Annotated in this window: 21 protein-coding genes; 12 read left to right on the top strand and 9 right to left on the bottom strand. The window is 61.5% G+C overall.

Going from position 1 to position 26,084, the window contains the following annotated elements; translation table 11 throughout:
- Positions 1-72 precede the first annotated feature (72 nt).
- From cyoA to AB8A23_RS06180, 7 genes are all read left to right on the top strand, one after another.
- On the top strand, positions 73-1,239 hold the full coding sequence (gene cyoA / locus AB8A23_RS06150) for a ubiquinol oxidase subunit II (protein ID WP_170849649.1): 1,167 nt from the start codon (positions 73-75) through the stop codon (positions 1,237-1,239).
- A 14-nt stretch (positions 1,240-1,253) separates the two neighbouring features.
- On the top strand, positions 1,254-3,278 hold the full coding sequence (gene cyoB, locus AB8A23_RS06155; protein ID WP_439060134.1) for a cytochrome o ubiquinol oxidase subunit I: 2,025 nt from the start codon (positions 1,254-1,256) through the stop codon (positions 3,276-3,278).
- The gene (gene cyoC / locus AB8A23_RS06160; protein ID WP_439060133.1) at positions 3,275-3,907 is read left to right on the top strand and encodes a cytochrome o ubiquinol oxidase subunit III; all 633 of its coding nucleotides are present in this window, start codon (positions 3,275-3,277) and stop codon (positions 3,905-3,907) included. Before cyoB ends, cyoC begins: the two co-directional genes overlap by 4 nt.
- Positions 3,904-4,293: a cytochrome o ubiquinol oxidase subunit IV gene (gene cyoD / locus AB8A23_RS06165; RefSeq protein WP_093757703.1), complete on the top strand. Its 390-nt coding sequence runs from the start codon at positions 3,904-3,906 to the stop codon at positions 4,291-4,293. Before cyoC ends, cyoD begins: the two co-directional genes overlap by 4 nt.
- Positions 4,293-5,114: an SURF1 family protein gene (locus AB8A23_RS06170; protein WP_175369235.1), complete on the top strand. Its 822-nt coding sequence runs from the start codon at positions 4,293-4,295 to the stop codon at positions 5,112-5,114. Before cyoD ends, AB8A23_RS06170 begins: the two co-directional genes overlap by 1 nt.
- Before the next feature lie 84 nt (positions 5,115-5,198).
- Entirely contained in the window at positions 5,199-6,572 is a 1,374-nt protein-coding gene (locus tag AB8A23_RS06175) for an ATP-binding protein (RefSeq protein WP_420878717.1), read from the top strand.
- The gene (locus tag AB8A23_RS06180; RefSeq protein ID WP_089263395.1) at positions 6,562-7,095 is read left to right on the top strand and encodes a response regulator transcription factor; all 534 of its coding nucleotides are present in this window, start codon (positions 6,562-6,564) and stop codon (positions 7,093-7,095) included. Before AB8A23_RS06175 ends, AB8A23_RS06180 begins: the two co-directional genes overlap by 11 nt.
- Before the next feature lie 39 nt (positions 7,096-7,134).
- Here AB8A23_RS06180 and AB8A23_RS06185 read toward each other — a convergent pair whose 3' ends face one another.
- From AB8A23_RS06185 to AB8A23_RS06200, 4 genes are read right to left on the bottom strand one after another with little or no spacing between them, the layout of a single operon-like run.
- Complete coding sequence (locus tag AB8A23_RS06185; protein ID WP_175369233.1) at positions 7,135-8,574, bottom strand: amidohydrolase family protein; 1,440 nt, start codon at positions 8,572-8,574, stop codon at positions 7,135-7,137.
- Between the two features lie 13 nt (positions 8,575-8,587).
- The gene (locus AB8A23_RS06190; RefSeq protein ID WP_120287570.1) at positions 8,588-9,613 is read right to left on the bottom strand and encodes an ABC transporter substrate-binding protein; all 1,026 of its coding nucleotides are present in this window, start codon (positions 9,611-9,613) and stop codon (positions 8,588-8,590) included.
- A gap of 27 nt (positions 9,614-9,640) precedes the next feature.
- A complete protein-coding gene (locus AB8A23_RS06195) occupies positions 9,641-10,414 on the bottom strand; it encodes an ABC transporter permease (RefSeq protein WP_068729960.1) in 774 nt (257 codons plus the stop codon).
- A gap of 3 nt (positions 10,415-10,417) precedes the next feature.
- Entirely contained in the window at positions 10,418-11,272 is an 855-nt protein-coding gene (locus AB8A23_RS06200; RefSeq protein WP_210269347.1) for an ABC transporter ATP-binding protein, read from the bottom strand.
- Positions 11,273-11,437: 165 nt separating this feature from the next.
- Here AB8A23_RS06200 and AB8A23_RS06205 point away from each other — a divergent pair, with 165 nt between their 5' ends.
- Positions 11,438-12,139, top strand: a complete 702-nt coding sequence (locus AB8A23_RS06205) for a GntR family transcriptional regulator (RefSeq protein ID WP_120287567.1) — start codon at positions 11,438-11,440, stop codon at positions 12,137-12,139.
- Between the two features lie 14 nt (positions 12,140-12,153).
- Here the strand turns inward: AB8A23_RS06205 and AB8A23_RS06210 are convergent, their stop codons facing one another.
- Positions 12,154-13,548 (bottom strand): PLP-dependent aminotransferase family protein, encoded by a 1,395-nt coding sequence (locus tag AB8A23_RS06210; RefSeq protein WP_439060132.1) that lies wholly within the window; start codon positions 13,546-13,548, stop codon positions 12,154-12,156.
- 273 nt (positions 13,549-13,821) lie between these two features.
- Between AB8A23_RS06210 and AB8A23_RS06215 the strand changes: the two genes are divergently transcribed.
- The 4 genes from AB8A23_RS06215 (at position 13,822) to AB8A23_RS06230 (ending at position 18,599) form a co-directional block, all read left to right on the top strand.
- Positions 13,822-15,132, top strand: coding sequence for a hydroxymethylglutaryl-CoA reductase, degradative (locus tag AB8A23_RS06215; protein ID WP_439060131.1), 1,311 nt, complete (start codon positions 13,822-13,824; stop codon positions 15,130-15,132).
- 164 nt (positions 15,133-15,296) lie between these two features.
- Entirely contained in the window at positions 15,297-16,535 is a 1,239-nt protein-coding gene (locus tag AB8A23_RS06220; RefSeq protein WP_439060130.1) for a CaiB/BaiF CoA transferase family protein, read from the top strand.
- Complete coding sequence (locus AB8A23_RS06225; RefSeq protein WP_439060129.1) at positions 16,535-17,293, top strand: enoyl-CoA hydratase/isomerase family protein; 759 nt, start codon at positions 16,535-16,537, stop codon at positions 17,291-17,293. Before AB8A23_RS06220 ends, AB8A23_RS06225 begins: the two co-directional genes overlap by 1 nt.
- A 76-nt stretch (positions 17,294-17,369) precedes the next feature.
- Positions 17,370-18,599: an ABC transporter substrate-binding protein gene (locus tag AB8A23_RS06230; RefSeq protein ID WP_439060128.1), complete on the top strand. Its 1,230-nt coding sequence runs from the start codon at positions 17,370-17,372 to the stop codon at positions 18,597-18,599.
- Between the two features lie 69 nt (positions 18,600-18,668).
- Here AB8A23_RS06230 and gyrB read toward each other — a convergent pair whose 3' ends face one another.
- From gyrB to recF, 4 genes are all read right to left on the bottom strand, one after another.
- Positions 18,669-21,110, bottom strand: coding sequence for a DNA topoisomerase (ATP-hydrolyzing) subunit B (gene gyrB / locus AB8A23_RS06235; protein ID WP_231078742.1), 2,442 nt, complete (start codon positions 21,108-21,110; stop codon positions 18,669-18,671).
- Positions 21,111-21,336: 226 nt separating this feature from the next.
- Positions 21,337-22,431: an FUSC family protein gene (locus AB8A23_RS06240; protein WP_439060127.1), complete on the bottom strand. Its 1,095-nt coding sequence runs from the start codon at positions 22,429-22,431 to the stop codon at positions 21,337-21,339.
- Between the two features lie 158 nt (positions 22,432-22,589).
- Positions 22,590-24,758: a hypothetical protein gene (locus AB8A23_RS06245; protein WP_439060126.1), complete on the bottom strand. Its 2,169-nt coding sequence runs from the start codon at positions 24,756-24,758 to the stop codon at positions 22,590-22,592.
- A 109-nt stretch (positions 24,759-24,867) separates the two neighbouring features.
- Positions 24,868-26,016: a DNA replication/repair protein RecF gene (gene recF, locus AB8A23_RS06250; RefSeq protein WP_439060125.1), complete on the bottom strand. Its 1,149-nt coding sequence runs from the start codon at positions 26,014-26,016 to the stop codon at positions 24,868-24,870.
- Between the last annotated feature and the right edge of the window lie 68 nt (positions 26,017-26,084).

Raw genomic sequence — 26,084 nt, forward strand, 5'->3', positions numbered from 1 at the left:
TTGTCCAATGTTGCCCTGCAGCAAATACGCCTAACCGTGCGCGCGTACGGACATTATCGAATGGGTAACACCTTGAGCCGCCTACGGATACTCCTTTTGCTGCCCTTGGTTGCCTTGCTGGGCGGATGCAATTTCGTCGTGATGAATCCTGCGGGTGACATCGCAGTGCAGCAACGCGATCTCGTGGTCATTTCCACGGTGTTGATGCTGCTGATCATCGTGCCGGTGATGGCCCTGATCGTGTTCTTCGCCTGGAAGTACCGGCAGTCGAATGCTGACGCGAAATACGAGCCGGACTGGGATCACTCGACCCATCTCGAGCTCGTCATCTGGTCGATGCCCCTCCTCATCATCATCTGTCTCGGCGCCGTGACCTGGTCCAGCACGCATCTGCTAGACCCGTATCGTCGGCTCGACCGGATTGCGCCCGGCAATGCTGCGAGCCTTCTTGAGCCGCTGCAGGTCGAAGTCGTCGCGCTCGACTGGAAGTGGCTGTTCTTCTACCCGGAATACGGCATTGCTACGGTCAATGAACTGGCCGCGCCGGTCGATCGTCCGGTGCGCTTCAAGATCACTGCTTCGTCGGTGATGAACTCTTTCTATATCCCCGCGCTCGCCGGCCAGATCTATGCGATGCCCGGCATGGAAACCAAGCTGCACGCGGTCATCAACAAGGCTGGCGTTTATGACGGTTTCTCGGCGAACTATAGCGGCGCCGGCTTTTCCGGCATGCGCTTCAAGTTCCATGGCGTCGATCAGGCCGGCTTCGATGCCTGGATCGCCAAGGCCAAGGCGAGCAATGAGACGCTGAGCCGTGAGGCCTATCTGGATCTCGAAAAGCCCAGCGAGAATGTGCCGGTTCGTCTCTACAAGGAAGTCGCACCTGACCTCTACAAGGCGATCCTCAACATGTGCGCCCAGCCCGGCAAGATGTGCATGAGTGAGATGATGGCGATGGACGCTAAGGGGGGCCTCGGCCTTGCCAGCGCCCGCAACATCCTGCCGCTGAAATACAATATTTCGATGCTTGACGGCTCCAGCTCGACGAAGAATTACGTCGCCAGCGTCTGCACCCTCGCCGAGGCCGCACGCGAAGCAGCCGATCACCGCTCGACGACGACTCCACTCGACCCGACGCCGGTCACCGGTGCTGGTCTCGCGCGCCCGGGTGCCGCCCCCGCGCCATTCAATTTCACGCCTGCGCCGCCGCCTGCCGAGCGGCGCGCTTCCAACACCTGATCGGGTCGATCTAAATGTCTGATACAGCCGCACTGGCAAATACCGGGCTTGCGAAGTTCATCTTCGGCCGCCTGACGCTTGAGTCGTTTCCCTATCATGAGCCGATTCTGGTCGCGACTTTCGCGATGGTCGCGCTCGGCGGCATCGTGCTGCTCGGCGCACTGACCTATTTCAAGCTGTGGGGCTATCTCTGGAAGGAGTGGTTCACCAGCGTGGACCACAAGAAAATCGGCATCATGTATATGGTGCTGGGCATCGTCATGCTGCTGCGCGGTTTCGCCGACGCGATCATGATGCGCGCCCAGCAAGCCATGGCCTTCAATGGCTCCGAAGGTTTCCTGCCCGCCCATCACTACGATCAGGTGTTCACGGCGCATGGCGTGATCATGATCTTCTTCGTCGCGATGCCGCTGGTCACCGGCCTGATGAACTACATCGTGCCGCTGCAGATCGGTGCGCGCGACGTGTCGTTCCCGTTCCTGAACAATTTCAGCTTCTGGATGACCACCGGTGGCGCCATCCTTGTCATGATGTCGCTGTTCGTCGGTGAGTTCGCCAAGACCGGCTGGCTGGCCTATCCGCCGTTGTCGAATCTCGGTTACAGTCCGGATGTCGGCGTCGACTATTATATCTGGGCGCTGCAGGTTGCCGGTGTCGGCACGACGCTATCGGGCATCAATCTGATCGCGACCATTGTGAAGATGCGTGCGCCCGGCATGACCATGATGAAGATGCCGATCTTCACCTGGACTTCGCTCTGCACCAACGTCCTGATCGTGGCGTCCTTCCCGATCCTGACCGCCGTTCTCGCGCTGCTGTCGCTGGATCGCTATGTCGGCACCAACTTCTTCACGAACGATCTCGGTGGCAACCCGATGATGTATGTGAACCTGATCTGGATCTGGGGCCATCCGGAGGTTTACATCCTGATCCTGCCGCTGTTCGGCGTGTTCTCGGAAGTGACCTCGACCTTCTCGGGCAAGAAGCTGTTTGGCTACACCTCGATGGTCTACGCCACGCTGGTCATCACGATCTTGTCCTATCTGGTCTGGTTGCATCACTTCTTCACCATGGGCTCGGGCGCCAGCGTGAATTCCTTCTTCGGCATCACGACGATGATCATCTCGATCCCGACGGGCGCGAAGATATTCAACTGGCTGTTCACAATGTATCGCGGCCGCATCCGGTTCGAACTGCCGATGATGTGGACGATTGCCTTCATGCTGACCTTCGTAATCGGCGGCATGACCGGCGTTCTGCTCGCAGTACCGCCGGCCGACTTCGTCCTGCATAACAGCCTGTTCCTGATCGCTCACTTCCACAACGTGATCATCGGTGGCGTGGTGTTCGGCATCTTCGCTGCCATCAACTTCTGGTTCCCGAAGGCCTTCGGCTTCAAGCTCGATCAGTTCTGGGGCAAGGTCTCGTTCTGGGGCTGGGTCCTCGGCTTTTACTTTGCCTTCATGCCGCTCTATGTGCTTGGTCTGATGGGCGTCACCCGCCGCCTGCGCACCTTCGACGATCCGTCGCTGCAGATCTGGTTCGTCATCGCCGCCTTCGGTGCGGTTCTGATCGCGATCGGCATCGGTGCTTTCCTCGTCCAGATCGCCGTCAGCATCTGGAATCGCGAGAAGCTGCGCGATACCACGGGCGATCCCTGGAACGGGCGCACGCTGGAATGGGCAACGTCGTCGCCGCCGCCGGATTACAACTTCGCTTTCACCCCGGTCATTCACGACAATGACTCGTGGTGGGACATGAAGCGCCGCGGTTATACGCGCCCGCTGGAGGGCTTCAGGCCGATCCATATGCCAAAGAACACCGGCACCGGCGTGATCCTCTCGATCTTGGCCACGGCGATGGGCTTCGCCCTGATCTGGTACATGTGGTGGCTCGCGGCCCTGAGCTTCGTTGCCATCGTCGGCGTCGCGATCTTCCATACCTTCAACTACAACCGTGACTTCCACATTCCGTTGGAGGACGTCATCCGTACCGAAGGCGAGCGTACGAAACTTCTCGCAGTGCAGGCCGCGTCATGAACGTACCGACCCAAACGATAAACGGCACTGAAGTGCCGGTCTTCTACGTCGTCGATGAACACGATCATCCGGCCGGTTCCAGCACCATGCTGGGCTTCTGGCTCTACCTGATGAGCGATTGCCTCATCTTCGCGATGCTGTTCGCCACCTTCGGCGTACTCGGCGGCAGCTATGCTGCGGGCCCCGGGCCGAAGGATTTGTTCGACCTCAAGCTCGTCGCGCTTAACACCGCGATGCTGCTGTTTTCGTCGATCACCTACGGCTTCGCGATGCTGGAGATGATGAAGGGCAGAGTGAAGTCGACCCAAATATGGCTCGGCATCACCGGTCTGTTCGGCCTCGCGTTCCTCTGCATCGAACTCTATGAGTTCCATCACATGATCCACGAAGGTGCTGGCCCCTGGCGGAGCGCCTTCCTGTCGTCCTTCTTCACGCTGGTAGGCGCCCACGGCCTGCACGTCACCTTCGGCATCATCTGGCTGGTGACGCTGATGGTGCAGGTCGCCCGTTTCGGCCTGATCGAGGCGAACCAGCGGCGGCTGATGTGCCTGAGCATGTTCTGGCATTTCCTCGACGTCGTCTGGATCGGCGTCTTCACCTTTGTTTATCTGCTGGGAGTGCTGCGATGAGCGCCGATGCACATGCCGCGCACGGACATGGTCACGATGACCACGGCCACGATGACGGCCGCGACCATGGTTCGTTCAAGTCGTATATGACTGGCTTCGTCCTCTCGGTCATCCTTACCGCCATTCCATTCTGGCTGGTGATGACGGGCGCGATCGAGAACAAGAACTGGACCATCGCGATCGTCGTTGCGTTCGCTGTGGTGCAGATCGTGGTTCACATGGTCTACTTCCTGCACATGAACACGACGTCGGATGCCGGCTGGACCATGATGGCGCTGATCTTCACGATCATCATCGTCGTGATTGCGCTGAGCGGTTCGCTCTGGGTGATGTACCACCTCAACGTCAACATGATGCCGGTTCACGACATGAGGAATATGCCCTGATGGCCACGGCGCGCGCCAACGACGGGATCGTCGTAGGCCGCCCGGCCAGACAGGAGTCGTCTGAATCGAAAACGGAATCCGGGCGGTCGCCACGTAGCGCGACGACCCTCACGGTGCTGGGCCTGCTGGCACTGCTCGGTATCGCGGGATTGACCGCCCTGGGCATCTGGCAGGTCGAACGCCGCGCCTGGAAACTGGATCTGATCGCACGTGTCGATCAGCGCAGCCACGCCGCGCCCGAAGCTGCACCCGGGCCTGCGGCGTGGCCTGCGATCAATCGCAATGACGATGAATATCGTCGCGTCAGCGTCACCGGCCGGTTCGTGCCGGGCGCCGATACTCCGGTGCAGGCTGTCTCGGATCTCGGCGCCGGTTTCTGGGTGCTGACGCCGCTGCGCGCCGAGGCCGGATACACTGTGCTGGTGAACCGGGGTTTCATCAGCGCGGATGAGCGCAAAGCCGACGCATTCGCGGCGCCTGCGACGCCGGTGTCGGTGATGGGCCTGTTGCGCATCACCGAGCCGAAAGGCGGGTTCCTGCGCTCCAATGATCCTGCCGCCCAGCGCTGGTATTCCCGCGACGTCGAGGCGATTGCCGCCAGCCAGAAGCTCGGCGCTGTCGCACCCTATTTCATCGATGCCAATGCCGCGCTGGACGCGCCGGGGCAGCCCCATGGTGGCCTGACCGTGATCGCCTTCCCGAACAACCACGTGGTCTATGCCATCAGCTGGTTCGGCCTCGCTTTAATGCTGGCCGGCGGTGCCCTGTTCGTCGCTCGCGACGAGTGGCGGATTCGGAAAAAATCACTACCTCGCGTATGACGTCTTGGATGATACGCCGGTCCGATCGAGCCCGGCCGATCAAGCTGACGGGGCGAGATGCCGGGTTTGGGAGCAGAGAGCAAGGTGGGCACACCGGACGTCACTGGCGTCAGTGCGGTTGCCGCGTCAACAGTCGACGCGACGGGTGTCACCACACCCGTTGCAGTCACGGCTCTGCCGCTCGACGAGACCACCAATATCAAGAACATCAATCTGCTGATCCAGTTGCGCTGGATCGCAGTGGTCGGGCAGGTTCTGACCATCGGCTTCGTGCATCTGGTGATGGGCATTTCGCTACCGCTGATGGCCATGGTCATGGTGCTGTGCGGCTCAGTATTCCTGAACGTCATCAGCCAGGAGTGGCTGCGCCAGCAGACCGACGCGCGTGACCGCGAACTGCTCCTGCTTTTGCTGCTCGACGTCGCGGCGCTGACCGCCCAGCTTTATTTGAGCGGCGGTGCCACAAATCCATTCATATCGCTCTATCTCCTGCAGGTTACGCTCGGGGCGATGTTGCTGAACGGCCGCTCGACCTGGGTCGTTGTTGTTGTTGCCTGTCTGTGCTTCGCCGGGCTGATTGTATTTCATCGCCCCCTCGATCTGCCGGACGCGCTGCGCAACGATCTGTTCCAGTTGCACATCATCGGTATGTTGATCTGCTTCGTACTCGACGCGGCGCTGATCGTCGTTTTCATGACGCGCATTGCAGAAAACTTGCGCGAGCGCGACGAGGGTCTGGCAGCGCTGCGTCAGCAGGCCGCGGAGGAAGATCATATCGTGCGCATGGGCCTGCTCGCCTCTGGTGCCGCGCATGAACTCGGTACGCCGCTGGCATCGCTGTCGGTGATCCTCAGTGACTGGCGCCGGATGCCGGAACTTGCAGGCAACCCGGAGCTGATGGAAGAGATCAGCGAGATGCAGGCCGATGTGCAGCGCTGCAAGTCGATCGTCACCGGCATTCTCATGTCGGCCGGCGATATGCGCGGCGAGGCGCCGGTTGTGACGACCGTCAATGGTTTCTTCGGCGAACTGGTCGAGGACTGGCGCGGTGCGCGCTCGATCAACACGCTGGTCTATGAGAATCGGTTCGGCGAGGACATGCCGATCGTGTCGGACTCGGCGTTGAAGCAGATGATCTTCAACGTGCTCGATAACGCCAACGAGGTATCGCCGCTCTGGGTTCGCCTCGCTATCGAGCGCGATGGCGATTCGCTGGTGCTGAAGGTCAGCGACATGGGACCGGGTTTCGCCAAGGAGATGCTGGCGAATTTCGGCAAGCCCTATAATTCAAGCAAGGGCCAGTCCGGGCGCGGGCTCGGTCTGTTTCTGGTGGTCAATGCTGTCCGCAAACTGGGCGGCGCAGTGGTGGCGGAGAATCGTCCTGTGGGCGGTGCCCTCGTGACGCTGTCGCTACCACTATCCGCCCTCGCGATTGGAGCGCGCAAACATGTCGGATGAACGTCTGCTGATCATTGTCGAGGATGACGAGGGTTTCGCGCGCACGCTGAAGCGATCGTTCGAGCGGCGCGGTTACACCGTGCTGCATTCCGAGGGCTTCGAGACCTTAACCGAGGTGCTCGGCGACAAGGTGCCGGGCTATGCGGTGGTCGATCTCAAGCTCGGCGGAGCCTCGGGCCTGGCTTGTGTCGAGGCGTTGCATGCGCTGAGCCCTGAGATGCTGATCGTAGTGCTCACCGGCTATGCCAGCATTGCCACGGCGGTGGAGGCGATCAAGCTCGGCGCGTGTCATTACCTCGCCAAGCCTTCGAACACCGACGATATCGAGGAAGCGTTCCAGAAGGCGACTGGCGATGTGCAAGTGGCGCTCACGGAACGTCCGACCTCGATTAAGACGCTGGAATGGGAACGCATCCACCAGACGCTGGTGGAGAGCGATTTCAACATTTCGGAGACGGCGCGCCGCCTCGGCATGCATCGCCGCACGCTGGCACGAAAGCTGGAAAAACGTCAGGTGAACTGAAGCCGCTGAAGGTTTGGTGAGCTAGCAGCGCCCCCGCTGCTAGCAACACCCCTGTTGCCGGAACCAGTGCGACACGGCGCTTTCGAACGGTGCCCAGGCGCGTTCGAACGCCTTGAACTGGGGCACGCTCTTGCGATAGAGCCCGCGCAACTCGGTCTCCATGGCCTCCAGGTCGACGCCGGTCGGCTTGCCATCGCGGCTGATGGTGCGCCCGTCGACCACGACATCGCGGATGCAGCTCGTATTGCCGCGCGCAAACAGCATGTCGATCGGATCGACCAGCATGATGGCATCGCGGTCGAGTTGGCCGATATCGAGAACAATGAAATCAGCGGCTTCTCCGGCGGCGAGCATGCCCGAGCCCGGTGCGCCGATCGACTTCCGGCCGTTGCGGACGGCGAGCGTGAGAAACTCCGCACGGCTCCATGTGCGGTTGAAGCCGAGGCCGTCATGCGCCATCTGCACGAGGCGCATTTCGCGGATCGCGTCGTCGTCTTCGTCGAGCGCGACGCCATCGATGCCCACGGCAATGGGGCAGCCGCGGCGATGCGCATCGGCAATCGGAGCGAGGCCTGAATGCAGATGAAGATTGGAGCTGAAATTCGTCACGATGGTCGCGCCAGACTCGGCGATCATATCGAGTTCGTCCGGCCGGGCATGGATGCAATGGGCCAGCGTCAGCCGGTTCGATAGCAGGCCGATATCTTTCAGATAGCGCACAACGCCGCCCGGAAAGGCGCGATCGGCCCATTGCCGCTGATAGATGGTCTCAAGAAGATGCATGTGCACGCGCCGGCCGGTGGCAGCGGAGCGCTCGGCGATGGCTTCGAGCAAAGCAGGCGAGCACCACTGGACGCCGGCCGGGCCGAATTGCACATCGGTCATCGGACTGGCGATGGCGGCATCAATGGCCTCCACACGGTCAAGATATTCTGATGGTGTCGGGCTCGGACGAATGAACATGTCCTGGATCGTGCTGCGGTCGTCTTCGGGCAATGCGGCAAGCACGTCGGCGCTGTCGCCATAGACGATCGGATTCTGGTCGCGGACGGCCAATGCAAAGGCCAGCCGGATGCCGACATCGCTGGCGGCCTTCGCGATCGCAATCGATTCATCGAGAATCGGCATCTTGCCGCTTGGGCGGGTGTAATGAATCATCGCGCCGCCGCAGCCTGCACGCGCTGAACGGGCGAGCGAGACGGCGGCGACGAGATAGGGATCGGGCGGCGTGCCGAAGGCTGACCGTGCGATCCATGATTCCAGCGGCATATCGGATGCGCCGAAGGATGTCATCGATGGACGTGCGTGGTCGTGGGCGTTGACCAGTGCGGGGATGATCAGGTGGTTTGTCTGCGGCGAAATATGCGCGCCGGCCGAGACGCTCGTGATCAGACCATCCGCATGGTGGATGCTGGCCTGAGGCACGAGGCCTCGATCTGCGCCGGTGAAAATATTCGTCGCAGACAGGATCCCGTTCATCCGCGTGCAAGCCTTAGTTCGCCGTATAGACCAATTCGCGATCCCCGCGCGCCGGCAGGAATTCGCGCGAGAATACTTCCTTCGGGGTCGGGGTGCGCTTCAAGTCGTAACCTTCGACGACCATGCCGATGGCACGGGTCATGCGGTCATCCTTGATGTCGCCGACGCCGATTTCCTTCATCTCGGGCGAGACCATCAGCTTGTCGAAAGAATATTGCAGCCGGCGCTTCTCGACGGGGACATCAACGAGGTTGTCGAAGGCGACGACCGAAGCCATGCCGGCATTCTGATCCTTGGCGACGGCGATGTTAGCCTTGTTGATCGCGCGGACCAGACCGGCAACGGCCTTGGGGTTCGAGGCCAGCAACTTCTGCGACACCATCACGCCGTTGGAATACAGGTCGAGGCCGAACTCACCGAACGAGAACCACTTGTAGTCCTTTTCGGGATCCTGACGGTTCAGGACGAGGTTGAAGTAGCTGGTGATGTTGAACACCAGCGCGGCGTCGATATCGCCCTTGATCAGCATCGGCTCCTGCAGATTGGGAGCCATATTGGTGACCTTGATCTTGTCGGCCGCGAGGCCGTTCTTCTGGATGAAGACAGGTAACAGACGCGTCGTCGGCGTGCCCTGCGCGCCGCCGAGCGTGTGTCCTTCGAAATCCTTGATCGTTTTGATGCCGCTGGTGTTCTTGGTGACGATCGAGAAGGGAGGCTGGTTCCACATCATATAGACCATCACCGGCGCGTCCTGTGGGCGCGTCGAGGAGTTCTGGATGATGGCGTTGACGTCGCCGAAGCCAGCGTCCCAGGCGCCGGACATGATGCGGGTCACTGTTGCGCCCGAGCCTTCGCCCTGATCGATGACAACGTTCAGGCCCTCTTCCTTGAAGTAGCCCTTGTCCTTCGCGTAGAAGAATGCCGCATCACTGCCCTGGGTTTTCCAGCCCAGCGTGAACTTGATGGTCGTCTCCTGAGCGAAGGCAGAGCCTGTGAGCAGGACGCTGCCGACTGCGAGGGCGGTCAATCTCTTCAACATGACATTCTCCTGGTTGATGTGGGTGGATTAGGTGGCAACGAGATCGTTCTTGCGTGTGGCCCAGCCGGTCACACGCGCCTCGATCAGAGAGAAAATGACGTAGAGCGCCACGCCAAGGATCGCGAGAATGAACAGGCAGGCGAACACCAGCGGGACGTTGAAGTTCGACGATGCGCTCATCATCACATTGCCGATGCCGCGATTCGACGCGACGGTCTCGGCCAGAACGGCACCGACAAAGGCGTAGCTGACCGCGACTTTCAGCGAGGCAAAGAAGAACGGCATGGTGCGCGGCAGGCCGACATTCCAGAGAATGTCCATCTTGCTGGCGCCGAGCGCCTTCAGCACGTCTTCCAACTCGGGCTCGGTGGTGGCGAGACCGGTCGCGATATTGACGACGATGGGGAAGAAGCAGATCGACAGCGCGGTGAGGATCGCCGGTACCGAGCCGGAGCCGAACCACAGAACGAAGATCGGCACGACGGCGACCTTCGGAATCGACGAGAAGCCGACCAACAGCGGATAGGCGGTGTCATAGGCGACTTTCGAGACGCCGATGACCGCGCCTAGCACTACGCCGAGGCCGACGCCAAGGACGAAGCCGGCCATGGTCGTGCCGAGGGTCTGCAGAATATGCGGCCACAGGATCGGGAAGCGCGCAATCAGCGTCGCAATGATTTCCGTCGGACGCGGAAGAACCAGATCCGACACGCCCGACATGGCGCAAAATAACTGCCATCCGACGAAGAAGATGACGATCAGTCCGAACGACCAGAGTTTTTGACGCAGGCCTACACTCATGACCTATGCCTCCTGCGTTTCGGGAGCGTTGCTCCGGGCATTGACGATGAGTTCCCGCAGGCGCTGGTTGAGCGCGACGAAATCAGGCTCGAAAGTCATGGGGATGGTGCGCGGGCGCGGGAAGTCCACCGGGCTGTCGTCGAGGATGCGGCCCGGTCGTGCGCTCATCACGCAGATGCGGCTGGCCAGGAAGCCGGCTTCGCGGAGGTCATGCGTGACCAGCAGCACCGTCGGTTTGTGTTGCAGCCAGAGGCTCTGCAGGATCGACCAGAGTTCTTCCTTGGTGAACTGGTCGAGCGCGCCGAACGGCTCGTCGAGCAGCAACATGCGCGGCTCATGGATCAGCGCGCGGCACAGATTGGCCCGCTGCAGCATGCCACCGGACAACTGCCAAGGATACTTGTTGCCGAAGTCCTTGAGGCCGACCTGGGCCAGCAATGCAAGCGCCTTGTCGCGAAATTCGCCTTTGCGCTTCTGTCGATACTCGGATCGGAACGGCTCGACGATCTTGAGCGGAAGCATGATGTTCCGCTCGATGGTCAGCCAGGGCAGCATGGTCGGGTTCTGGAACGCCATCCCAATCCGCAACGCCTTGGCGGCGACCTCACGCCCGCCGACGATGACGACGCCGGTAGTGGGGCGGAGCAGATTACTGACGAGCTTGAGGATCGTCGACTTGCCGCAGCCGGAGGGGCCGACAAGGGCAAGGAATTCGCCGTCGGGGATGATAAGGTTCGTCTCCGCAAGCGCCGGCGTGGCGGTCGGGCCGCGGCCGAACGTTACTGAGGTCGCGGACAGCTCAACGGCGACCGGTCTGCGCTGGCCCTCGGTGGGTCCATTTTCTTGCATACTTGTCATGGCGATAAGTGCATGCAATTGGGGTGCCACTTGAGTCCGGAGCGAAACGTTGTCATTTTACGTTCGCTCGCCATTCCCTGAGGAATTATTGGGCAGTCACTCTCCTCGATTGCATGCACTTCGGGCACGGCCCGGAATGCCCAAATCGCGACAGGTTCGATCTGAATGCCAGAAGCGCCGAATTCAAAAGACAAGGTTGGGGTGATCTGCCGCGCGCTGCGGCGGGCGATCATCGAGCAGGCTCTGGAACCCGGCGCCAAGCTTCCCGAGGACTCCTTGGGTGAGCGCTTCGGCGTTAGCCGCACCATTGCGCGCTATGCACTCGGGCAACTGGCGTCCGAGGGGCTTGTGGAGCTGCGACGTAACCGCATCGCTGTAGTCGTGACGCCGAGCTGGCAGGACGCGCGCGACATCTTCGACATTCGGATGGATCTCGAACGGCTGATCGTCCGCAAGATCGCCGGCAAGCTCAGCAGCAGTCAGATCGCGCGCCTCAAGGCGCATGTCGAGGCGGAGCGCGAGGCGCATGACGGGCCGAACGCCGTGTCCATTCGCTTGGCGACTGAATTTCACATCATGCTGGCGTCGATGACCAACAGTCCGGTGCTGGTCCGCTATGTCAGCGAGATCGCCTATCGCTGCTGTCTGACACTGTCGCTGTTCAGTCGCCCGCATTCGTCGGAATGCGGCATCAGCGAGCATATCGCGATCATCGAGGCGCTTCAGGAGGGCGATGCCAACAAGGCGATGTCGCTGATGCATTCGCATCTGGATTCGGTCGCCAACCGCGCGCTGGTGGAGCCGACCCCGGCGCGGGGCCGGGATCTGCTGGATGTGCTGGCGCCCTATACCGAGGAAGCGACCTGAAGGCGTCGCGGCGTCTATTGCAGCCGGCGCAGCAGAAATTCGTAGAATTTTGGATTGTCCGCCCGCGACACATTGATTCTGATCGCCCGCGCCAGCCGACTGTTCTTGTCGAGGCAGAACAGGCTTCCCGGCGCGATGAAGATGCTGTCCTTCGCGCCTTCGCGCGCCAGCGCCATGTCGTCGATTCCGTCCGGCAGCAGCAGATACAGGTAATAGCCCGTGCGTGCGTCGGCATAGAGCGGATGTCCGCCGCGCACGAGATTGGCGCGCACCTGGCCCATGGCGGCTTCACTCCGCTGTCCCAGCCGCTTCAGGTGCCGTTCATAGTGGCCGTCCGCGAGCAGCCGGTGCAGCAGTCGCTCCACATGGCCTGAACTGTTAACGGTGGTAAGCATCTTCAATTCGGCCAGCGTCGCGATGCGGTCGCTGCGGGCCGCGATGAAGCCCGATCGCAGGCTCGCCGACAGCGTCTTCGAAAAGGTTCCGATCGAGATCACATTGTTCAACTGATCGAGCGTCGCCAGCCGGCTGTTCACCGCCATCGGCAGATCGGCAAACGGGTCGTCCTCGACGATCACGAGGTTCGATCGCATCGCCGTCTGAAGCACCGCATGCGCCACGGGCAGCGTGATCGATCCTCCAGTCGGATTGTGGCCAAGCGACTGCGTGAAAAACAGCTTCGGCCGCTCCGACTGGATCTTTGCGGCGAGGTCGTCGACATCCGGCCCATCCGCCAGGCGGCGAACACCCACGATGCGAACCTGCGCCAGCGTGAGCTTGGCGAACAGAGGATAATAGCCGGGCTCGTCCACCAGCACCGTATCGCCAGGCGACAGCATCGCGCGGATGATCAGGTCGAGCGCGTGATTGGCTCCGAATGTGAGTAGAAGCCCGTCTTCCTTCGCCGCGATTTGTTGGGCTTGCAGCCGCAATGCAATCTGTTGTCGGAGCGGCAGGAAGCCGAGCGCGGAGCCATAGGCGTCAGCGGCGGCCGGCAGGATCCGTCCGGTCCCGCTCAGATGGCGCTTGATCTCCGATTGCTCCGTCCACGACGCCGGCGGCCGTCCGTCGCCGACGCGGATCTCGAAATTCTGCGAGAGCTGGGCACTTAGCAGCGATGCGATGTCGACGGCTTCGCTCACGTGTTTCGGTCGCCCGCCATCATCGCCGCGATAGATGACCACGAAACCGGAGCCTGCCTTTGCTGCGACGAGATTGCCAAGCACCAGTCGGTCATAGGCTTCGACCACGGTGTTCTTCGACACGCCAAATTCCCCGGCGGCTTTTCTGATCGAGGGCAGGCGGTTGCCTTCCGGCAATGCGCCGGAGAGGATTTGCACACGCAACCGGCCGGCCAAAGTCTCGGCCAGCGTTGTGCTGCGGTCGGACGGCTCACGAGAAGCGGTCAAGCAATGCCTCCAGGTGCAGTGCTGGACGGTCCATCGGAACCGTACCTTTCTCCAAGAGCGACAAGATTGAATTCAATCGTCCAGTCTCATGTCTTCGCGCAGATGGACCTGGTCTGCACTCCATTTGCACGGAAGAATGCTGCATCCGCGAATAGAGAGGTCATATCGCCATGGGTACAGTCTAGGACAATATTTCAGAACTGTCTCTTTCGAACGTCATCCGCGGATGCCTAACGTGCCGCCAACAGAAGACCCTGTATGGGAGGCGCCGCAATGGCCGGTTCAAAGTCGGGCGAACAGCCCGGAAAGATCAATTCGCGTTTGGAAAATCTGCGCAATCTCGCGCCTGCCGAAAGGCTGGACCGTGTGATCGACGCGACCTCGCTCGGTGATACCGAGCGCGCGGCCTTCGGCCCCGGTGCGCTGCCGCTCGAACTCGCCAATGGCATGATCGAGAATGTCATCGGCACGTTCGAACTGCCGGTCGGTATCGCCACCAACTTCACCGTGAACGGCCGTGACTACCTGATTCCGATGGCGGTCGAGGAGCCGTCGGTGGTGGCTGCGGCGTCGTATATGGCGCGCATCGTTCGTAAATGCGGCGGTTTCCAGACCTCAAGCTCAGCGCCGATCATGCGTGCGCAGGTGCAGGTGCTGGGTGTCACCGATGTGCATGGCGCCCGCGCCCGCGTATTGCGTGAGCGCGATGCCATCATCGAGGCGGCCAATGCCAAGGACAAGGTGCTGATCTCGCTCGGCGGCGGCTGCCGCGACGTCGAGGTGCATGTGTTCGAAGACACACCGGTGGGGCCGATGATGGCCGTGCATCTCATCGTCGACGTGCGCGATGCCATGGGCGCCAACACCGTCAACACGATGGCGGAGACGGTCGCGCCGCTGATCGAGAAGATCACAGGCGGAACCGTGCGTCTGCGCATCCTGTCGAACTATGCCGATCTGCGCATCGCCCGCGCAATGGTGTCAGTGACGCCGGAGGCGTTGAAGACCGAGGAATATGATGGCGAGCGGATCGCCCGCGGCATCGTCGAGGCCTGTGCGTTTGCGATCGTCGATCCCTACCGCGCTGCGACCCACAACAAGGGCATCATGAACGGTATCGATCCCGTCGTGGTCGCCACCGGCAATGACTGGCGCGCCATCGAGGCCGGCGCCCATGTCTGGGCCTCGCGCTCCGGCCGCTACACCTCGCTCACCAGTTGGGAAATCGATGGCAAGGGCAATCTCGTCGGCACCATTGAGATGCCGATGGCGCTCGGCCTCGTCGGCGGTGCCACCAAGACCCATCCCGCTGCGCGAGCGGCCCTGAAGATACTTAGCGTGCAGAGTGCGCAGGAGCTGGCGGAAGTCGCCGTTGCCGTCGGTCTGGCGCAGAACATGGGCGCGCTTCGTGCGTTGGCCACCGAAGGCATCCAGAAGGGGCACATGGCACTGCATGCGCGCAACATCGCCATCGTCGCCGGCGCCACCGGTGACGAGATCGAGATGGTCGCCGTCGCGCTCGCCGCCAATCACGACGTGCGTGTTGATCGCGCCAAGGAAGTTCTCGAGAAGCTGCGTTCGTAGAAGTGGAGGCGTTCTAACGCCACTTTGTGCAACGCAACTTCGTGCAGGCATCACGCCTGCACGGCCGGCGGGTATGAAAATGTATCTTCGATACTCATGCTCTTGTACGAAAACCATGCGTGCCGATGTTGTCGGCGGATATTCGTATGGACTGGGAGGATGATGTGAACACAGCAGAAAAGATAGGTGGGCTCAAGGAGCGCAACGGTCCTCTCAAGGGCGTGACGGTGCTTGACATCACGCGTGTTGTCGCAGGTCCATTCTGCTCGATGTTGTTCGCAGACCTGGGTGCCACCGTGATCAAGGTGGAGCATCCCGGAGAGCCGGATTATGCGCGGACCTTTCCACCCTTCGTCGGCAACGACGATGAGCAGCTCAGCGCCTTCTTCACTCAGTTCAACCGCAACAAGAGGGGCATCACGCTCAATCTCAAATCCGAGGATGGCAAGGCCCTGCTGAAGAAGTTGGTGCAGAAGGCCGACATCCTCGTTGAGAACTTCCGTCCCGGCACGATGGACAAGCTTGGCCTCAGCTACGAGGTGCTGCGCGAACTCAATCCCAGGCTCGTCTACACCGCTATCAGTGGCTTCGGTCGCACAGGTCCAAATTCATCCAAGCCGGCCTATGACAATACGGGGCAGGCGGCCGGCGGCCTTTGGTCGATGAACGGCTATGCCGATCTGCCGCCGGTGCGCGTCGGCACGATCATCGGCGACCTCGCCGCTTCCCTCTATGCGGCTATCGGAACGCTCGCAGCATTGCGAGAGGCAGAGAAGACCGGCGTCGGTCAGGTGGTCGATGTATCTCAGCAAGACTCCGTGCTGACTCTGACCGAGAACGCCGTGGTCCGTTACACCGCGCAGAAAGAGGTCGCCTCGCCACTGGGCAACGATCATCCGTTCGTTCGGCCCTATGGCCAGTTTCCCTGCAAGGACGGCTACGTTTTCTTCGGCGGCTACACCGACAAGTTCTGGGCGATTACCTGCGCGCTGTTCGGCGAGCCGGAACAGGCCAAAGATCCTGCTATCGATACGATGGAGAAGCGGTTCGATCACGCGGTGGCAGAGACCAGGGTCAAGCCGCTGCTGGAACGCTGGTTCGCGAACTACACCAAGGCCGAACTCGAGGAGATGGCGGGCGACAAGATCCCGCTCAGCGCCATCAAGACCATCGCCGAAGTGGTGGAAGACCCGCACATCGCTGCGCGTAACATGATCGTCGACGTTCCGATCGCCGGAAAGCTGATCGGCATGTTCGGTCTGCCGATCAAGCTATCCGGTGCGGGACAGATTTCGTTTGAAAAAGCGCCGCTGCCTGGCGAGGACAATGCAGAGGTTCTCTCCCGGTTGGCGGATGTCACGGCGGCCGAACTGGCGCGTCTCAAGGCGTCGGGAGCGATCTGATGGCGATTGATTTCACCAAGGACAGTCACGTGGCAACGGTCCGGATCAACCGGCCGGACAAGATGAATGCGCTGACGCTCGCTATGTATGACGACCTCGGCCGCGCATTCCACGCCATCAAGGATGACGATGAGATCCGGGCCGTGGTGCTGACCGGTGCGGGCGATCGCGCCTTCTGCGTCGGTGCTGACCTCCGGGAGTCTATTCCTGCACTTGCGGCGGACACGATCGACATCTCTGCCTGGGATCCGGCGCACATCAAGTTTCCCGGATTCTATAAGCCGGTCATCAGCGCCATTCGCGGCATGTGCATGGGCGGCGGGTTCGAGATCATGCTGGCGACGGACATCCGGATCGCGGCGCGCGACGCTGTCTTTCAACTGCCCGAACCGAAGCACGGTTTCGTGCCGGCGGGAGGCACGCTCGTGCGCCTGGTCCGGCAGATCGGCTACGCGCATGCCATGGAGATCATGCTGACGGCAGAGCGCTTTTCCGCGGATGACATGCTTGCCAAAGGCGTCGTCAACCGGGTTGTCGATTCCGATCAAGTCGAACCGCTGGCCTATGAGATGGCAGCCAAGATCGCGGCACTGAGTCCGGTCGCCATCCAGACCATCAAGCAAGCGGCGCTGACGCTTCAGGACCTGCCGCTCGCAGAAGCATTTCGCGTGGAGGCCGCGCTCGGTCAGCGCACCTTCACGAGTGCGGATGCCAAGCTTGGCTTGGCTGCGTTTGCGAACAGAGGAAACGGGAAGTGACGATGCGATAGGTCCCTGGAGAGATCGCGCGTTGCAGGCATATTGAAAAATCAAAAACGTAAAAGGGGTGGAGGATATGAGACGATCTGAACTGGGTGCGTGTTTTACGATGGCGATTGCCAGCGTTTTTCTTTGCATTGCCTCTGCTTTGGCGCAGAACGCGCAGGTCTCGGATGGCGTCGTCCGTGTCGGCGTGATCGAGGATATGTCGGGCGTCTATGCCGACATTACCGGCAAGGGTGCCGTGACTGCGGCGCAGATGGCCGTGGAGGATTTCGGCGGCAAGGTCCTCGGCATGCCGATCGAAGTCATATTCGCAGATCACCAGAACAAGCCCGATATTGCCGCCAACGCTGCACGCAAATGGTTCGATACCGACAAGGTCGATGCCATTCTCGACGTTGCGTCGTCGTCGCCTGCTTTGGCCGTCCTTGAAATCGCCAAGGAGAAGAAGAAGATCATCACGCTGAGCTCGCCGGGATCGACCCGGATCACGAACGAGGTGTGTGGACCCTATGTGGTTCATTGGGCCTATGACACATTCGCGATCGCGAACAGCACAGGTAAGGCGCTAGTCAGCCAGGGTTTCGATACCTGGTATTTCGTGACGGCGGACTATGCGTTCGGTCAAGGCCTCGAGAAAGACACTGGCGATGTCGTCAAGGCATCGGGCGGCAAGGTCGCCGGTGCGACGAAACACCCGGTCGGGACCGCGGACTTCGCCTCCGTCCTGCTGCAGGCGCAGTCGTCCAAGGCCAAGGTTGTGGCGCTCGCCAATGCCGGCGGCGACACCATCAATTCGATCAAGCAGGCGGCAGAGTTCGGCTTGACGGCAGGCGGCCAGAAGCTCTCGGCGCTGGCGGGATTTATCAACGACGTTCACGGTCTCGGATTGAAAGAGGCTCAGGGGCTGACGATCACCGAGGCGTCGTATTGGGACATGAACGACGAGACGCGGAAGTGGTCGAAGCGCTTCTACGGGAAGGTGAACGCCATGCCGAACATGCTTCAGACCGGCACATATTCATCGGTGCTGCATTATCTGAAAGCGGTTCAGGCCGCCGGCACCGACAGTACCGAAGAGGTGATGAACAAGATGCGCGAACTGCCCGTCGATGACGTGTTCTACAAGAACGGCAAGATCCGCGAAGACGGTCGTATGGTCCACGACATGTATCTGTTCGAGGTGAAGAAGCCTGCTGAATCCAAGGCACCGTGGGACTATTACAAACTGCTCGCCACGGTACCCGCCGATCAGGCCTTCCAGCCATTGGCGCAGTCGCGCTGCCCGCTGGTGAAGAAGTAGGATAAACGCAAAAAAGGCCCGCCAAGAATGGCGGGCCTTTTTCAGTTTTATCTCTGGGACGCGATCCGCTTACACGTCCACATTCGCGCTGAGCGAATTGTCCTGGATGAATTCGCGGCGCGGTTCGACCACATCGCCCATCAGTTTGGTGAAGATGTCGTCGGCCTCGTCGACTTCCTTGACCCGGACTTGCAGCAGCGAACGCTCATTGGTGTCGAGCGTGGTTTCCCAGAGCTGGCCGGGGTTCATCTCGCCCAGACCTTTGTAGCGCTGCAGGGCCACGCCCTTGCGGCCGGCGTCGGTGACGGCCTCGAACAGCGAGACGGGGCCGTGAATCGGGAATTCGATGTCCTTGCGGCGCAGGACGCCGGATTTCGGATAGGCTTCCTGCAGGCTGCCGGCATATTCGTCGAGCTTGCGCGCATCGGCGGAGCCGAGCAGGGCGTCGTCGATGAAGGAGACGTCCTTCACACCGCGAATCGTGCGTTCAAAAAAGAAGCCCTGGCCTTCGCGGAATTCACCGATCCAGCCGCGCTCGACTTCGTCGGCCAGCGCATCCAGCCGCTTGGCGATGTAGTCGGCGGCGGCGTTGGCGGTGGCGAGATCAGCGGTGACCCTCGGATTGAGCACGCCAGCGATTGCAGCTTGCTCGACGACCTTGCGATTATAGCGCGAGTGCAGGTTGTTCAGCGTCGAGCGGATGACGCGGGCATCTTCCACCAGCGCCAGCAGATCTCGGCCCGTGCGATCCTCGCCCGAGGCGAGCTTGAAGATGCAATCGTCGAGACCCGTCTCGATCAGGTAGTCTTCCAGCGCCCGTTCGTCCTTGAGGTACTGCTCGGACTTGCCGCGCGTCACTTTGTAGAGCGGCGGCTGCGCGATGTAGAGATAGCCGCCTTCGATCAGCGTCGGCATCTGGCGGAAGAAGAACGTCAGCAGCAGCGTGCGGATATGCGCGCCATCGACGTCGGCGTCCGTCATCAGGATGATCTTGTGATAACGCAGTTTCGACAGGTCGAAGTCGTCGCGGCCGATGCCGGTGCCGAGCGCCGTGATCAGCGTGCCGATCTGTTCGGAACCGAGCATCTTGTCGAAGCGCGCGCGCTCGACATTGAGGATCTTGCCGCGCAGCGGCAGCACGGCCTGGAATTCGCGGTTGCGGCCCTGTTTCGCGGAGCCGCCTGCCGAGTCACCCTCGACGATGAACAGTTCGGACTTGGCGGGATCGCGCTCCTGGCAGTCGGCGAGCTTGCCGGGCAGGGAGGCGATATCCAGCGCGCCCTTGCGCCGGGTCAGTTCGCGGGCCTTGCGGGCGGCTTCGCGGGCAGCGCCGGCCTCGATCACCTTGCTGACGATGATCTTGGCTTCGGTCGGATGTTCCTCGAACCACGAGGCGAGGGCTTCGTTGAGAACGTTCTCGACCACCGGACGCACTTCCGAGGACACCAGCTTGTCCTTGGTCTGCGATGAAAATTTCGGATCGGGCACTTTCACCGACAGGACGGCAGTGAGACCTTCGCGGCAATCGTCGCCGGTCAGCGCGATCTTTTCCTTCTTGGCGACAACTTCGGCATAGCCATTGACCTGGCGCGTCAGCGCGCCGCGGAAACCGGCCAGATGGGTACCACCGTCGCGCTGCGGGATGTTGTTGGTGAAGCACAGCACGTTCTCGTGGTAGCTGTCGTTCCACCACATCGCGACTTCGACACTGATGCCGCTCTGTTCGGCGCGCATTACGATCGGCGTCGGCACCATCGCCTTCTTGTTGCGGTCGAGATATTTGACGAATTCCTCGACGCCGCCCTCATACATCATGTTCTCGGTCTTCTCGACCGGATGACGCAGATCCGACAATCTGATGTTGACGCCGGAATTCAGGAAGGCGAGCTCGCGCAGACGATGTTCGAGTGTCGCGAAATCGTATTCGAGTGTCGTGAAGGTTTCCGCCGAGGCATAGAACGTCACTTCGGTGCCGCGCCTGCCATTGGCATCGCCGACCACCGAGAGTGGTGCCACAGCGTCGCCATGGGCGAATTCGATGCGGTGCTCTTTGTCGTTGCGCCAGACGCGCAGGATCAGCTTGCTCGACAGCGCGTTGACGACGGAGACGCCGACGCCGTGCAGACCGCCGGACACCTTGTAGGAATTCTGGTCGAATTTTCCGCCGGCATGGAGCTGGGTCATGATGACCTCGGCTGCCGAAATGCCTTCGCCCTTGTGAATGTCCACGGGAATGCCGCGACCGTCGTCGCGCACCGTCACCGAGCCATCGGCGTTCAGAATAACTTCGACGGCGCTGGCGTGACCCGCAAGCGCTTCGTCGATCGCGTTATCGACGACTTCATAGACCATGTGATGCAGGCCGGAACCGTCGTCCGTGTCGCCGATATACATGCCCGGGCGCTTGCGGACGGCGTCGAGTCCCTTCAGGACCCGGATCGATTCCGCACCGTATTCGATGGGAATGGCATGCTCAGTGTCGGCGATGGGTTGCCGGGCTGGTTCAGTCATGTAGGGGCCTTCGAAGGTGTGCCGAATCAGCGCGGAAAACGGCGTCTGAATCGCTCTATTTGTGCCACGAAAGGCGCATTGCGCCTAGCGCAAAGTAACGCGCAGCAAGCTATTGAATAAATAGGTTTTTTTGGCGTCATTTCAAGCCGATTTGAGGCCGTTTTCGTAGCCTGATTTCGCGCCTGTTCCGGGCGTCGAAATGCCCGGCTTGCGTGCATCCGAGAGGCTATTTTTCGGCCAATCCCGCAGCCGGTTTGGCGGGGGTCCCCTTCAGGCCGCGCCGGGCGATCAAATGCGCGGCCAGCACGACCGGCTCCAGCAGAACCATTCCGAACAGAATGCCAAACAGGCGGTCATAGCCGGGCTCCAGGGCGGCATTGGCGTAGTTGTCAGGCACCAGCACCACGAGGAAGGCCAAAGTGAATTGCAGGCCCGCATAACTCATGGAGGGCGGGCCATTTTCGATGTGACGGCCGATCATGACGCCGAGCGCGAGTCCGATGGTCATCACGACAGGCGAATGTTGGCTGACCAGCAGGATTGCGCTGGCCAGCAGACCGCCCGCGAGACAGCCAACCAGCCGGTTCATCATGCGCGAGGAAACCGGGCTGAGCATGCCTTCCGCCAGCGATGCGGCGGGCACCAGCATGACCGCGAAGATCGTGATGCTGGATTGGCTGAGCGATGGGATGCCGAGCCACTGCCAGGCCCAGGGGATCAGTGCCAATGCAATGCCGCCGACCAGAGCGTGACGCGCTACCGTGGCGTGCCATTGCCGCATCGGCTGGTCGACCGGCTTGGCGCGCAGATTGTTGTCCGGATTCGGTAGCGCGCGCCGCACTGTCCAGGTCGAGATCGCACTGACGATGACGCAGGCGGTGGTACCGGCCAGCACTTCGAGCACGCGCGTCGAGGCAAATCGCAGGATCGGCTCGCGCGCATGCTCCATGCCTTCGATCAGCACCATCAGGAAAGTGAGGCCGGTGAACAGCCAAGCATAGGCGCGGCGGCCGACGATGGCGAAATAAAGGGTGATGCTGCCACCGATCAGAAGACCGAGACTCAGCAGCACCGGCTGGCGCAGCAGCAAAGGCGCAGCGGCAAGCGCGAGTCCTGCGCCAGCAAGCGTCCCAATCACGCGGAGGATGCCGCGCGTAAAACTTTCGGCGACATGCGAGCGCATTACCATGTATCCGGAGAACGCGGCCCAGCCGACATTCTCCGCGCCGATGGCGTGCGACAAGACGATTGCCAGCAGCACCGAACAGATGCATTCGGCCTCATCGATCATGCGCGGTCCGGGAATCGGAAGCGAACGCATTTCGGTTCCGAACGCGCGTGCGATCCGCGACAGATGAACGGCCAAAAATATCAGCATGGCCAGATATTTATGCTGTCGAACGTGGTCTACAACAGACGATATCTCATGGCCCAATGCAGTGGCGGACGCGCGCGCTGGCGCGCTTGCACGTTTTGTCCTTAGTAGAGCTGCAGCGGGAGGATATCCCGACCGTCAGGGCCAACCATCAGGCCCCAGCTGTCGTTGGCCGCCACCTTGATCGTACTGTCATGCGCGGGCTTGCCCGCGGCCTTGATCGTGAGCTTGTAGGCGCCGGGCGGCAGTTCCATCGTCGGCCCGTTCGGGTTTTGCGGTCCGCCCACGCCGGGCGCGACCTTGATCGTCTTGTTATTGACGCTGACCGACACTTCCGCGTCACCCATATTGCCGAACAGCAGCCGAACCTTGCCCAGTGCAGGCAGGATGCCCGCCTTCGTCGCTTCTGCGGGATGGCGCACCACCAGACTGACCGTGGTCTCGTTGTTGCGGCGTTCCAGCTTCAGCATGGCCGGCCCATCGGGGGCCTTGAAGGCGAGCGTGGCGCTGTCCGGCTTGATGACAGCGCTCTTCGTATCTTCCTGCCACTGTCGCTGCGTGAGTTCGCGTCGGTAGAACGCCAGAACCGAGTCCAGTCCCGCAGGCACAGATGCACTCAACTCATGTCTGAACGGCGCGCCGCCTGGCAGCCCTGAAGTACCCAGCGATCGCAACGTCCGCTGCTTCGGCGTGGGATAATCGGTGTCGCCATCGGACTCGAGAACCTGTTCGGCGCTCTTGGCGTTGCCCGTGGTGGTGGTGTTGGCAACGGCCGCGACTGGCACGCCCTTCAGGCCCGAGCCTGTCGCCGTGACATTGACCTTCGGGCCCATCTGCATCGCCGTCATTGAGATGCTCTGCTTGGCCTTGCTGAAATTCAACACCACCATATTGGGATTGTTGATGACTGACGGCGTGCTCTTCCAGCCGAGCGTCTTCATTCCGCTGCGGTAAAAATCCGCCAACGCGCTGACGCTTGATGAGCTGGTGAATGCGAGCCTGCCATCGGCGCCGTCGAAGTCGATCTCGCTGGCGGTGTCGGGGACGGGAATCGGTGTGCTCGAACCGTCCATCGCGCGCAACGCAGTTTCCGGCCCACGCGCGGCTTGTGCCGCTGCGCGCTTCGCATCCGCTTCGGCAATAGCCGCTTGCCCGAACGCGAGTGCATCCTTGATAAAGCGGTCGTCTGCTTCCTTCTTGGCCTTGGCGCGCGCAGTGATCACCGATGGCAGAACCTGTACGTTTATCTGCACGGTGGCCAGATCGTATTTGCGACCGATCTGCATCGTTGCCGTCTCTTCCGGCGATGTGAATGCGAGCGAGGCGCGATCGGCGGTGACGACGGTGTCCTTGCTCTGTTCGACCCAGCCCTTCTTGCCGAGTTCGCGGCGATAGAAGGCCAGCACCGGGCCAAGTTCAGCCGGGATCAGCGCATGCGCTTCACGCTTGATGGAATCCGCGCTGCCCGTGGTTCCTGCGGATTTAATGCGTTCCGGTCGCGGCAGGCCTGCGGATTCAGGGCCCGCAGCGAGATCTTGCGGAAGCGCGAAGGGCGCGACGCGAATTTCGACGCTGGTCTTGTTATCGGCGCTCCGCTGCAAGGTCAGCATCACCGGCAATTGCCGCGTGTTGCCGTCACGAGAAAAATAGACGCGCACGCCATTCGCGATCGTCTCGTCGATCTTCGCATTCGGCCAACGCGCCTCGGCTGCGCCCGCGGACAGCGGCGACCAGCCCAATGTAGCGAGTTCTTTCTGAAAGAAGGCGAGCGTCGCATCAACGGTTTCAGCCGTCGTGCATCCAAGATACGGCCGCCGTTCGTCATAGACGATATCGATCGCACGATCGGGGAAAGGCAGGTTCACTTCCAGGCGCTGCGAGCTGTAGCTGACGCCCGACCGATCGGTTCTACTGCCGTCGCTCATAAAAGAGGCCGACACACCCTGCGCACCCTTCTTGTACCAGCGACTGCGATCTGATCCCTCGAGTGGCGGCGTGTAGGCGATCCAGCCATCGGCGGCGAGTAGTCTGCTGGTGCTGGCAATGGTGTCCGCCACAGTGCCCGCGCCAAAATAACTGGCGCTGAGGTTGGGATATTTGGTGGCTTCCGGCCGGGCCGTCGCGCCTTCGATATGCGGCAGCGTTCTCACATCCACCAGGCCGTCTTCCGCACGGCAGGCCAGCGAGCCGCCAGCGATGGCGGTGCTGACGAGCAGGGCCAACAGATAGCGTCTGGCCCGTACCTGCGTCCCGTGCTTGCTTGAAAACATCACAGAAAGTCTCCGGCGTTTGCTGGCGCGCATGCAAAAAGGTGCGTCACAAGGGCCGCGATATCATTGGCGCGGGGCACTCAGAGTGAGTTGTAGGAGGTGTTGCTTTGGTTCAACCGGCCGGCTGGCGCCGCGTGATACGCCCATTGGCGACGTCGAAAATCTCGCCGGATGGGCCGATTTCTGCGAAAGCAACAGGATCGGCGCCGGTCATCCAGACCTGGGCGCCCAATTTCGAGAGTTCGCCGAACAGCGACTTGCGCCGATCAGGGTCGAGATGGGCGACGACTTCGTCAAGTAACAGGAGCGGCGTGATGCCGGTCATCTCGGCGACCAGCGTGGCGTGGGCGAGGATGAGCCCGATCAACAGGGCCTTCTGTTCGCCGGTGGAGGCATCGCGTGCCGGCATGTTTTTCGGCGCATAGATCACCTGCAGATCGGTGAGATGCGGGCCGTCGAGCGTGCGGCCGGCGGCGGCATCACGCGGGCGACCATCGCGCAAGATCTGGCGATAACGATCTTCGACCGCTGTGGCCGGTTCATTGACCAGCGCATTCTCCATCCAGCCGTCGAGCATGATGAGTGCGGATGGAAAGGCCGAGGCTTCGCCGCGGACGCGGAGCATCTCTGCGAGCCGCATTGCAGTCTGGCCCCGTGTCGCGGCGACGGCGACCGCGAGTTCGGCTGTCTCCCGCTCGATGGCGTCGAGCCAGTGGGCGTCGCTGTTCCGGTCTTCGAGCAAGCGGTTGCGCGAACGCAGGCTTCGCTCGAGCGCGGAGACGCGACCGGAGTGATCCTTGTCGATGGCCAGCACGAGGCGGTCGAAGAAGCGCCGGCGTTCGGAGGCGGCGCCCATGAACAACTGGTCCATGGCTGGCGTCAGCCACACCATGCGGAGGTGATCGCCAAACGCTGCGGCAGAGCCTACCGGCTCACGGTCGATACGACAGCGACGGCTGGTGGACGCACCTTCTGCCGCGGGGGCATCGATGCCGGTGCCGAGTGTGGCGAGACCAACCTCACCCTCGACAGTCGCCGACACGGCCCAGGAACCGTCGCCTTCGTTATTCGCAACGTCTTCGAGCGTCGCGCGGCGCAGGCCGCGGCCGGGCGACAGAAACGAGATCGCTTCGATGCAATTTGTTTTGCCGGCGCCGTTCGGGCCGACGAGGGCGACCATGTCCGCCGACGCCTCCAGCGATGCCGCGCGATAGCTGCGGAAATTGGTAAGCGACAGGCGATGGATGCGGGAGGCGGTCATTGGTGAATATGGGACTCAACTAAAGCCGTCGCAACGCGCCGCGCCAATCTCCGTTGTCATCCCCGCCT

It is taken from the genome of Tardiphaga sp. 619_E2_N8_4, assembly GCF_051810905.1.
GTDB classification, from domain to species: Bacteria; Pseudomonadota; Alphaproteobacteria; order Rhizobiales; family Xanthobacteraceae; genus Tardiphaga; species Tardiphaga robiniae.

Coding starts and splice junctions, on each gene's coding strand:
- AB8A23_RS06240 (WP_439060127.1), bottom strand. CDS start 22,431: ATGCGTTCGCTTCCGATTCCCGGACCGCGCATGATCGATGAGGCCGAA.
- cyoD (WP_093757703.1), top strand. CDS start 3,904: ATGAGCGCCGATGCACATGCCGCGCACGGACATGGTCACGATGACCAC.
- AB8A23_RS06195 (WP_068729960.1), bottom strand. CDS start 10,414: ATGAGTGTAGGCCTGCGTCAAAAACTCTGGTCGTTCGGACTGATCGTC.
- AB8A23_RS06230 (WP_439060128.1), top strand. CDS start 17,370: ATGAGACGATCTGAACTGGGTGCGTGTTTTACGATGGCGATTGCCAGC.
- AB8A23_RS06215 (WP_439060131.1), top strand. CDS start 13,822: ATGGCCGGTTCAAAGTCGGGCGAACAGCCCGGAAAGATCAATTCGCGT.
- gyrB (WP_231078742.1), bottom strand. CDS start 21,110: ATGACTGAACCAGCCCGGCAACCCATCGCCGACACTGAGCATGCCATT.
- AB8A23_RS06190 (WP_120287570.1), bottom strand. CDS start 9,613: ATGTTGAAGAGATTGACCGCCCTCGCAGTCGGCAGCGTCCTGCTCACA.
- recF (WP_439060125.1), bottom strand. CDS start 26,016: ATGACCGCCTCCCGCATCCATCGCCTGTCGCTTACCAATTTCCGCAGC.
- cyoB (WP_439060134.1), top strand. CDS start 1,254: ATGTCTGATACAGCCGCACTGGCAAATACCGGGCTTGCGAAGTTCATC.
- AB8A23_RS06200 (WP_210269347.1), bottom strand. CDS start 11,272: ATGACAAGTATGCAAGAAAATGGACCCACCGAGGGCCAGCGCAGACCG.
- AB8A23_RS06180 (WP_089263395.1), top strand. CDS start 6,562: ATGTCGGATGAACGTCTGCTGATCATTGTCGAGGATGACGAGGGTTTC.
- AB8A23_RS06225 (WP_439060129.1), top strand. CDS start 16,535: ATGGCGATTGATTTCACCAAGGACAGTCACGTGGCAACGGTCCGGATC.
- AB8A23_RS06185 (WP_175369233.1), bottom strand. CDS start 8,574: ATGAACGGGATCCTGTCTGCGACGAATATTTTCACCGGCGCAGATCGA.
- AB8A23_RS06170 (WP_175369235.1), top strand. CDS start 4,293: ATGGCCACGGCGCGCGCCAACGACGGGATCGTCGTAGGCCGCCCGGCC.
- cyoC (WP_439060133.1), top strand. CDS start 3,275: ATGAACGTACCGACCCAAACGATAAACGGCACTGAAGTGCCGGTCTTC.
- AB8A23_RS06205 (WP_120287567.1), top strand. CDS start 11,438: ATGCCAGAAGCGCCGAATTCAAAAGACAAGGTTGGGGTGATCTGCCGC.